The 9903-nt window shown below is 37.7% G+C and carries 7 protein-coding genes, 1 pseudogene and 1 riboswitch; of the genes and pseudogenes, 4 read left to right on the forward strand and 4 right to left on the reverse strand.

The features are described from left to right. Window positions 1-61 precede the first annotated feature (61 nt). On the forward strand, window positions 62-1255 hold the full coding sequence (locus RCJ93_RS14060; RefSeq protein WP_150285360.1) for a M14 family metallopeptidase: 1194 nt from the start codon (window positions 62-64) through the stop codon (window positions 1253-1255). A gap of 48 nt (window positions 1256-1303) precedes the next feature. Here the strand turns inward: RCJ93_RS14060 and RCJ93_RS14065 are convergent, their stop codons facing one another. Together RCJ93_RS14065 and RCJ93_RS14070 are read right to left on the reverse strand one after the other, a co-directional pair. After that, window positions 1304-2320 carry an aromatic ring-hydroxylating dioxygenase subunit alpha gene (locus RCJ93_RS14065; RefSeq protein WP_446739319.1) on the reverse strand — a complete coding sequence of 339 codons (1017 nt, stop codon included), beginning with the start codon at window positions 2318-2320 and terminating at the stop codon, window positions 1304-1306. A 19-nt stretch (window positions 2321-2339) separates the two neighbouring features. Beyond that, window positions 2340-3701, reverse strand: coding sequence for a nucleobase:cation symporter-2 family protein (locus tag RCJ93_RS14070; RefSeq protein ID WP_446739320.1), 1362 nt, complete (start codon window positions 3699-3701; stop codon window positions 2340-2342). 148 nt (window positions 3702-3849) lie between these two features. Further along, a riboswitch (purine riboswitch) is annotated at window positions 3850-3951 on the reverse strand. 207 nt (window positions 3952-4158) lie between these two features. On the opposite strand from RCJ93_RS14070, the gene guaD reads away from it, so the two are divergent. Further along, window positions 4159-5520: a guanine deaminase gene (gene guaD / locus RCJ93_RS14075; protein WP_446739321.1), complete on the forward strand. Its 1362-nt coding sequence runs from the start codon at window positions 4159-4161 to the stop codon at window positions 5518-5520. 50 nt (window positions 5521-5570) lie between these two features. Here the strand turns inward: guaD and RCJ93_RS14080 are convergent, their stop codons facing one another. Then, on the reverse strand, window positions 5571-6830 hold the full coding sequence (locus tag RCJ93_RS14080) for an MFS transporter (protein WP_249775076.1): 1260 nt from the start codon (window positions 6828-6830) through the stop codon (window positions 5571-5573). Between the two features lie 495 nt (window positions 6831-7325). On the opposite strand from RCJ93_RS14080, the gene RCJ93_RS14085 reads away from it, so the two are divergent. Continuing rightward, entirely contained in the window at window positions 7326-7715 is a 390-nt protein-coding gene (locus tag RCJ93_RS14085; protein WP_147197486.1) for a thiol-disulfide oxidoreductase DCC family protein, read from the forward strand. 62 nt (window positions 7716-7777) lie between these two features. Here RCJ93_RS14085 and RCJ93_RS14090 read toward each other — a convergent pair whose 3' ends face one another. Further along, on the reverse strand, window positions 7778-9118 hold the full coding sequence (locus RCJ93_RS14090) for a DUF3238 domain-containing protein (RefSeq protein ID WP_150285356.1): 1341 nt from the start codon (window positions 9116-9118) through the stop codon (window positions 7778-7780). Between the two features lie 217 nt (window positions 9119-9335). On the opposite strand from RCJ93_RS14090, the pseudogene RCJ93_RS14095 reads away from it, so the two are divergent. Next, a pseudogene (locus RCJ93_RS14095) lies at window positions 9336-9903 on the forward strand (hypothetical protein); the annotation flags it as partial.

Raw genomic sequence — 9903 nt, forward strand, 5'->3', positions numbered from 1 at the left:
TGATTGTACTTCCCTCCCTCTCTGCATATACTCTAAGACCATGCAAAAAGGGAGGACCCATATGTATATATATCCACGATTTGGCCATTCACTTTGGTATTATAGCCAACTATTTGATGTACCTCTTGCTCTTATAATTGATTCCAACCCTCGCCTTGAAATAAATGATTTAGGCGATAATGAAAGATTACAAATACCCGGATTCACTTTAAATCACTATATAGCCAAGCAGGAGGAAACCTTAAAACAAATTGCTAGGAAATTCACTATTCCCTGTGAAGCTATTCTTTGTGTAAATCTAGACTTACATGAAAATACCTCATTAACCGTGGGCCAAAAAATTGCTCTCCCCCAAAAAGTGACTTGGCGAACTATACGCGATAAAGACCACTACGACTCAGCCAAAATGAGGAAGGATCTTCAGGCACTGTTTCAAATTTATCCTTTTCTAAAGCAACAAACGATTGGCTACTCTGTATTAAATGATCCATTAAAAGAAATTCAAATTGGAAAAGGCCCTAAAAAGGTTCACTTCAATGCATCTTTCCATGGCAATGAGTGGATTACCACTGTATTTCTTTTGTCATTTTTAGACGATTATCTTTTAGCCTTAATGAATAAAACAGATTTGAGAGAGACAAACCCCCTCACTCTTTATATGCAAACAACTCTTTCCATTGTGCCGATGGTCAATCCTGACGGAGTCAATCTGGTATTAAACGGCCCTCCGGATGATCAAGAATGGGCAGGATATCTGCTTACTATAAATAATGAATCAACTGATTTTACTGGATGGAAAGCTAATATAAACGGTGTTGATTTAAACGATCAATTCCCCGCTAATTGGGAAATTGAAAAATCCAGAGCCCCTCAACTGCCAGGTCCCCGAGACTATGGTGGTGAGCTTCCGCTAACAGAACCCGAATCTATTGCTATGGCTGTGTTGACTAAACAGCGAGACTTTGATCGGGTATTGGCATTCCACACACAAGGTGAGGAAATTTATTGGGGGTATCATCATTGTGAACCCAAAGAATCAAAAACCATCGTGAAAGAACTCTGTAAAGTCAGCGGGTACAAGGCTGTCAGAAATGTAAATAGCGATGCGGGCTATAAAGATTGGTATATACAAGAATGGCGAAGACCTGGTTTTACTGTGGAACTTGGCTATGGTACAAACCCGCTACCTATTGAACAATTCAGCTATATTTATAAAAGGGCGATGGGAATTTGCTTAGCAGCTTTATATATGTAGATAAAAGAAGTCAGCTATCGCCTCCATGGCGTATAGCTGACTTCTTCTCTAATGTAAAACCTTTTTTCTATTGTTTCGTTTTTCATCGATGCGGGCAATCGTCCCGTTCTCTACACCAAGCTCTTGTAGCCATCTACGATAAGCAATAGTCAAGGCATCTGATTTAAGATGCATTTCCGCTTGTAAATCTAATGGTAGGAGTTCAGGCTTTTGGCTTTCTACGATATCCAAATCCTGAGCAAAGATTAAATCTTGAAATTCTACAAAAGATGCATCTGGCTGATCTAAATCATAGTTTCTTGTTAAAAGCATAAAGGCTTTAGTTTTTTCATGATCTTCTTGATTTACACAAACGAGAATCGTTAATTCATCCTCTGATTCTTTTGATGTTTTTGTAAAACATGCAGTAGTTGGATTTAAAATCTCATAAACATAGTCAGTATAACCGCCCTTTGAACGTCCATCAGGATTAGGCTGATATACTGGTATTTTACTTGTGATAAATCGATTGTCTTCAAAAGAAACGGTATAATTATCAACTTCAGCATGGTCTTCGTCTCCAAGCATGCCGCCATGGACAAACATAAGGTGAGACACATCTAAGAAGTTTTCAATAATTCGAGGCGCGTTTGCATTTACATCATATGGCCCGCAGATGACTGTCCGATATCCCTCACGACTATAATCAAGGTAAGGAATCATCGGAGCAGGCTCATCACCTAAGCATACCCAAATCAAACCATACTGTTCTTGGCAATGGTAGACTGTAGCCTTAGCCTTGCTAGGAATTGCCTTCCCGCATGGTAACGCAGGAATTTTTGTACAATCGCCATGGCTGTTATATTCCCATGCGTGATAAGGACAAACAATATTCCCATCTTTTACTTTTCCAAGAGACAGCGCTGCCCCGCGGTGAATGCATAAATCTTTAAATGCATGCACTCCTTCTTCGTTACGGAAGACAACGACGCGTTCACCTAGTACAAAAACCTGCTTTGGCGCATCTTCCACTTCATTTGCAATAAATACGGGATGCCATTCATTCCATAGATAATCTTGACGCATCTTCAATTCCCCCACTAATTTAAATTTGTCTGTACCTCTTTGATTCCTTATGATCTTCTATACTTTCCGGCAAGATTAAATTTAATAACAATGCAGTAACTGCACCAACAGCAGTGCCTGATGCAACAAAATATGTCGCTAGGTCTGGTAACTGAGCCAATATATCTGCTGGCATTAATACTGCAAACAAAGCAGCCATAATAGAAACACCTATTACTAACATATTTCTTTCTGTAAACGGCACTTCTTTTATCACTTTAAAGCCGTTCATCATAATTACTACACAAAGGATGGCAAAAATACTATTAACTACAACAGATGGAATACATGCAATACAATTCATTAATTTTGGCATCATTCCAAGAACGATTAAGATGGCACCACCTACTAGAATTGGTTTTCGGCTTTTAATGCCTGTAATCGCAATAATGCCGGCATTAGAAGAATAACCAGTGACAGGGGTACCTCCGAGGAAGGAGCCCAAAAAACACCCCAATCCTTCTCCCAATGCCCCACCGTTTAGTCGCTTGTCATCTAGCTTGTCACCCGTAATATTGCTAACTGTAAACCAAGTACCGGTTGTTTCAATCATGACGATCAAATAGATGGCCAACATAATAAGGATGGCGTTGATATTAAACGTGGGCATTCCGAATGCAAAGAGAGTTGGCAACTGAAACCACGACGCTTTCTCAACAGAAGAAAAGTCAATCAATCCATAAAAGGATGCAACAAGAGAGCCGCTGGCAAGCGCTAAAATAACGGAAATTACTTTGATAAAGCGAAGTTTTGTTTTTGACTTTTCGCCAATATACATACAGAAAATTAGAACAGCTGCTGTTACAATCGCTACAATCATATTAGAGCTTAAACTGCCCTGCGCAGTATAAATTGAGTGGATGGCACTAGGCATTAACGAAATACCGACAATAACAATAACCGTACCAGCCACTAAAGGAGGAATAAACCTTCTTACTGCCTTACTGAACAGCTGCAGTGGATAACCTAGCAAGCCTATCAGCAATGCACCAGGTATTAAACTTCCAATCATTGTACCGATTCCCGAGGTTGTCCCAATGGCAGCAAGCGCGCTGATCGGAACGAATGAGGGTCCTTGCATGACAGGAAGCTTCATTGCAAGCCCTGCTTGAATTAGTGTCGCCAGCCCACATGCAATAAATGTCATTTGAATTAATAGTGCACTATCATTTACTGAAAAAGAAAGCATACCTGCTAGGATCATCGGCGGAATAAAAAGGTCCATTGCCATTACTTGTTGTAATCCGAGAAGAAGCATTTGAGCAGCAGCGCCTCCCCTTTTCCGGTCCACAATAACTCTTTTTGTTCTCCCTGTTTCTAATTCTCTCGTTATACTTCCCATCATCAATCCTCCTGTAATAAATCAACCCATATAATTCATCAAAATAAAAAACTCGGATTACATACCTCTACCTTTGTAGAAAGCCATGTAATCCGAGTTCAAAAAAATGAGAATTCGAAAGAGAAGATAAACGTCCCTATAGGCGATTTATCTTTTCAAAGCTTTCCATAGCCAGTTTATTTACGGTAAACAGGTAGAAACTTGTGAGCCATATCCTCACGATTATATGAAAAACAACTTATATAATTTTATGGGCTAAGTATAGCACTCACCCTATGAATTGCAAGTATATTTTTTAATAAGTTTTTAGTCAGCAATGTCTTAAAATAACTTAAACCTGCACCATATAAGGATTTATCCTATCAAAACAAACTTTCGCTTTTTTGTAATAGTATTTAGCCGACTAATCATTTATAATCAAAATATAAACAAAAACACGAACTTTATGGAGGCATTTATGGATAAATATACGTATATTTTCAAGGGAACTGCTTTTACAAGTGAAACAAATAAAAAAGTAGCCATCTTAAAAGATCATCTCTTCTGCATTAATGAAAACGGCGTGATTGAGGATATTTTCAATCCTACGCAAGATGAGTATTCTAGGTTGATAGATGCCTATCAAGATAATGACAATTTCCACACATTAGCGGCAGGCCAATACATCTTACCTGGTTTTATCGACTTGCATGTTCACGCACCGCAATGGGCACAATCAGGAACAGCCCTTGATTTACCTCTATATGATTGGCTCCATACGTATACTTTCCCACTCGAAGCAAAGTTCGCTGATTTAGAATTTGCAGAGCTTGTTTATAATGATTTAGTTACAACATTCCTTAAGAACGGAACAACAACAGCTCTTTACTTCGCTACTATCCATAAAGAAGCAAGCTTATTACTCGCGACAATATGTGCTAAAAAGGGACAACGCGGGTTAGTAGGCAAAGTGGTGATGGACGATCCAACACAAAACCCCGATTTTTACCGAGATCAAGATGCCAAAACGGCATTAGCTGATACAGAAGAGTTTATTCTTGAAGTCAATCACCTTTCAAAGGAAACCAAGCAAGGCGTGTACCCTGTAGTGACACCTAGATTTATCCCAAGCTGTACAGATGAAGTACTGGCAGGATTGGGGGCATTAGCTGAAAAATATGATACCTATATCCAATCGCATTGCAGTGAAAGTGATTGGGCACACAATTATGTACAAGAACGTTTTTCAAAACATGATGCCTTTGCACTCAATGATTTTGGATTACTAAAAGATAAATCAGTGATGGCACATTGTAATTTCTTAGACGATGAAGACGCCTCACTATTCGCAAAAACAGGAACGGCCATTAGCCACTGTCCCTTATCCAATGCCTATTTTGCCAATAGCGTATTGCCTGTATCACATCTGCAAGAAAAAGGAGTGGATATTGGCTTAGGAACAGATATCTCTGCTGGCGCTACGCCAAGCATATATGCCAATGCTATTCAATCAATTATTTCATCTCGGATGCTAGAAGATGGTGTAAACCCTTCTATACCAGCCAGTGAGCGGGGTGTACCTCATTCTCGCTTGACCATCGATGAAGCATTTTATCTGGCAACAGCCGGCGGTGGCGAAAGCTTAAGTTTACCTATTGGGAAAATCAAAAAAAATTACTCGTGGGATATTCAAATTATTGATACTACTGTGTCATCTGCAAGAATGCCCATCTTTTCGCCAGATGAGCAACCATACGATATTTTCCAAAAAATTATGTATCATACACGCCCAGAACATATCCAAGAGGTGTGGGTACAGGGAGATAAAGTCCAATTTTAATCCACAACAAAAAAGCACAGACCATTTATGCTGGTCTGTGCTCTATTGACTTATTTCCAAAAGCCATCTTGCTCTAATTTCTTTTTACCTTTAAATGCAAACAAGATTGCAATGATATTGATAACTAACATAGCTAGTAAAGCGTATAAAACAACTGTGTAGCTTCCTGTAAAATCATACACATAGCCATATACAGGAAGAGCGACAATAGAAGAGATTGCTAGTCCTAAAGAGGCTGTTGAATAAATTTGGCTATACTCTTTATTACCAAATAGACTTGCTGTCAACGCAGGTCCTAATGTACCGATTGATGATGAAATCACGCCAAATAACCCTACGGCTAAAGTAATGATCCCAGCATTTGACTCTGTAAATACAAGCAAGCAAATAGATATTAAACCAACAGCCATTGCAAGAAGTGCTGTATTTTTTGAACCTATACGGTCAGTCAAGAAGCCTATGATTAATGATCCAATTAATACACCGATCATTAAGGTCCCCATAATATTACCTGCAAACGAAACACTGAATCCTTTATTCATCAAGTATGTTGGGATATGCATAGAAAAACTTGCAATAGATGTTACAAGGAAGAAGAAAATAAGCAATGCATAAAAAGCAGAAGATTTTTTTGCTATTGCAAATGTAACACCTTTCTCTTCAGTATTGATTGCTGACCCATTATCAGTTGCAGCGGCTTCATCCATCCCATATGGAAGAAGACCCTTCGCTTGTGGAGATTTTTTAATCAAAAGCAAGACAACTGGTATAATGATCACCATTGCTGCAATGCCAACAATAACATAAGATGATCTCCATCCATGGCTAGAAATCAATTTACCAACGATTGGTTGAGAAATAGCACCTAATAAACCACCAGCAGCACCTAAAATACCAAGAGCCAAGCCACTGTTCTTTTTAAACCATTGATTGATCAGGACTGGTCCTGCAATAACTGTGATAAAAACGCCCCCAACAGCTAATGGAATGGCCATAATATACCATCCCCATACAGAACTCATAAAACTAAATAGAACATAAGATCCCGCTTGTAAAATAATACCTACAATTAAAACTGAGCGAATATCATATTTCGCCAAAATTTTTCCGCCTATTGGTAGGAAGATCAACGTCACAATAGCAGAGACACTGAAATACAGGCTTAAGCTACCTAAGCCTACACCAAGATCTTTAGTAATCGGCGTTAAAAATAAGCTTGCAGAGTTACTCAAACTTCCTTTACCGATACCAACAATGATACAAAGCGCTAGCAAGGTCCACCACGCGTAATGTATTTTTTTCTTTTCCATAATTCGTTACTTCCTTTCTGCTTTCGTATTTATCACCAACAATAAGCAATTCAAAGTAACAATTGATAAGTGTGTATAGAAACCGATAATTTTATTGAAATAACTAAAAGTTGCATGTTCTAAATTTTAGTTATCTAAATATTAGGAGACTAAATATTTACCGCTACTTCACCTAATAGAATAGTAAATAGCGGTTATGGACTCTCAATTATTCTTTTTTCATGCTTGGCTTTTCAAAAAAATTACTTAGAATTCTAAATAAATCACCAGTAAACAATAGCAGACTTACTGTAAAAGCGCAATACCTTTCTTTTAAATTTTGTGATAAAATATTGTTTTTTTAAGTAATTATTGGTCCAATTAATTACAATAATGTTATATAGAGCGATTAATTTAATGTGCGAATATATTCTAACGCAACGTATAATTTACATATGATAGAGGTTTTTCTTTTCCTATAAACGGTTAAAGTATTAAAAACAGGAGGGATCCATTATGCATCCAGTTGTACTTTTTGATGGCGAATGCAATTTTTGCGATTCAAGTGTACAGTTCATTATCAAACATGACCCTAAAGGACGTTTTTATTTTTCTTCATTACAGGGGGACACGGGAGAAAAAATGCGGGAGAAATATCAGATACCTTCTTCCATTGACAGCATCGTACTCATAGAGGATGACAAAGTTTACTATAAATCAACAGCAGCACTCAGAATATGCAAGGGCCTCTCAGGCTTTTGGAAGATATTTTATTTCTTTGTTGCCGTACCACTACCATTGCGTAATGCTGTATATGACATCATTGCGAAAAACCGCTATAAATGGTTTGGCAAAAAGGAAAGCTGTATGCTTCCATCGCCAAATATCCGAAAAAGATTCATATAAAAAAGAGCGAAAAGAAGGCCTTTTCGCTCTTTTTTCTTTTTTATATTGGTAGATCTTATACCTCAAACTTCTGTAAAAGTGGTATAGCGCCATAAATGATTTGCCGTTTGCGGAGCCATCATTTCAAGGCCCTTATTATCCGTTTGATGTACTGTGTGCCAATCTTTTTTATCATGTTCTTTCATATACACTTCATGGCAAGGTGCTTGGTCATGGCTGCCTATAAAATCTACTGTCCCATTGCGATAAAATGTCCCAAATAATCTATAATTAATGGCAGGAGAAGCTACAAGCGGATTACCTACTTCATGATACAGCTCAAACCGTACGAAATCCTCGTTCTTGATGACTTCTTGCATTTCTATTCCTTCATCAGAGGCCCGCTCTTCTTTTAAAAAATGCTTATCCTCATCATATGCCTTGGTAATGCCAGCTGTTTTCTTCAGCACTGTCGCTTCTTCAGCTTCTGCATCATAGGTAATTTCTGTCCGAGTACGATAGCTATTTGCTTCCGGATCGTAATGACGATTGTCTCCTTTAAAAAAACGTTCAGAGGAGGCTATATTTGGGTTTCCAATCCACTCTTCCTTTAAAAATGTGGTGTAGCGCACCAACCAATTTTTATCTTTTTTCTCTTGCCTGTTTGCTTCGGGTCTTATAAGAAGATGTTCTGCTGGTCCAATCTTTTTTCTCAGCGTAAATTCTTCTTGTGCTGTTTGTTCTTTCGAGGTATCATTTTTTGCTATTCCTAATACACCAGCTATTGCAGAATTGGTCTTGCTGCTTCCTTGTTCTGACAAGAGAAGCGGCCTTTTCGCCTTGATTTGGTAATTACATTCTTTACTTGTGCTTGGTATTTTTTCTTTAAAGTTGCATGTTTTTGTTTTACCAATCAATTGTTGATCTCGATATATAAAGTATTCATCAATTCCATCAATAGCTTCCCATTTAAACTGAATGTCTTCTTCTGAAATAACAGTTGTAATAACTAAATCCTTCAAAATATTATTCTCGGATTTTTTATCAACAGCTGTAGCCGTTTGAACAACGTACTTTTTAGAAAGTCCCTTTTCTTCTTCCTCAGTAAATTCCACATAATACTGATATAACGTACCTGGAACCAAACCTTTGTCAGCGAATTCACTTTTATCACCTTTATAAAGCAACTTTCCATCTCTATAAATTGTATAAAGCCCTTGTGTTTCCTTAAGTAAAAAAGTAATTGAATCCTTGGAATGACGAATAGTGCCAAAAGCAAATCCGTCATCTTTCTGCGGAGCTTTTTCTATTTTTTTTAAGATAATTTTTTCAGCGGTTCGAGCGATTACAAAAGTCCCCAGAAGAATACCTGCTGTCTTGATTGGATTTCTTTTCACTTTTTCCAACAACGATGAAGATAGCATTTGATCACCTCAATATTTTTTTATACTATACCCTTTTTTTGGTTTTTGCTATCAACATTTTGCTTAGGTGTTAAAAACAGTTGATCATAAGAAGAAAAACAAAACAAATAAAAAAACAAAAAATATTTTAAAATGGTCCCATTTTTCACCGTCTTTTCACTATTGAGGGATAAGGTATAGAGGCAACAAAAAATAAATGATATTTGGAGGAACACTTATGAACAAAAAGAAACTAGTTGGATATGTAATGTCGGGTGCCCTGTCAGTTGGAGTATTAAGTGGAATTGGCTCTAACGTATATGCAAAGACGATGTCAAATTCCTCTGATAGTAGTAATACGACTCAAGAACAAATACAAAAGATTAAAACAGAACTAAAAAGCAAATTGGCGAAACTCGGCGTGTCATTACCAGAACCTACTTTTAAAAACTCTATGTTAGCTAATTTAGATGACGCCACTAAAAAGAAGGCTCAAGCTATTCTGGATAAAGAAAAAAACGGTTCTCTTTCTCACGAAGAAGCTCAAAAACAGCTTAAAGCTTTAGGCGTAAACTTCCCTGAACATCCTGGTAAAGGTAAGGTTGAAGCTCCTCTAGACAACCTAGATGCCGCTACTAAGAAGAAGGCTCAAGCTATTCTAGATAAAGAAAAAGATGGCTCTCTTTCTCACGAAGAAGCTCAAAAACAGCTTAAAGCTTTAGGCGTAAACTTCCCTGAACATCCTGGTAAAGGTAAGGTTGAAGCTCCTCTAGACAACCTAGATGCCGCTACTAAGAAGAAGGCTC

The sequence above is a fragment of the Rummeliibacillus sp. BSL5 genome (assembly GCF_052928305.1).

Coding starts and splice junctions, on each gene's coding strand:
- RCJ93_RS14060 (WP_150285360.1), top strand. CDS start 62: ATGTATATATATCCACGATTTGGCCATTCACTTTGGTATTATAGCCAA.
- RCJ93_RS14065 (WP_446739319.1), bottom strand. CDS start 2,320: ATGCGTCAAGATTATCTATGGAATGAATGGCATCCCGTATTTATTGCA.
- RCJ93_RS14070 (WP_446739320.1), bottom strand. CDS start 3,701: ATGGGAAGTATAACGAGAGAATTAGAAACAGGGAGAACAAAAAGAGTT.
- guaD (WP_446739321.1), top strand. CDS start 4,159: ATGGATAAATATACGTATATTTTCAAGGGAACTGCTTTTACAAGTGAA.
- RCJ93_RS14080 (WP_249775076.1), bottom strand. CDS start 6,830: ATGGAAAAGAAAAAAATACATTACGCGTGGTGGACCTTGCTAGCGCTT.
- RCJ93_RS14085 (WP_147197486.1), top strand. CDS start 7,326: ATGCATCCAGTTGTACTTTTTGATGGCGAATGCAATTTTTGCGATTCA.
- RCJ93_RS14090 (WP_150285356.1), bottom strand. CDS start 9,118: ATGCTATCTTCATCGTTGTTGGAAAAAGTGAAAAGAAATCCAATCAAG.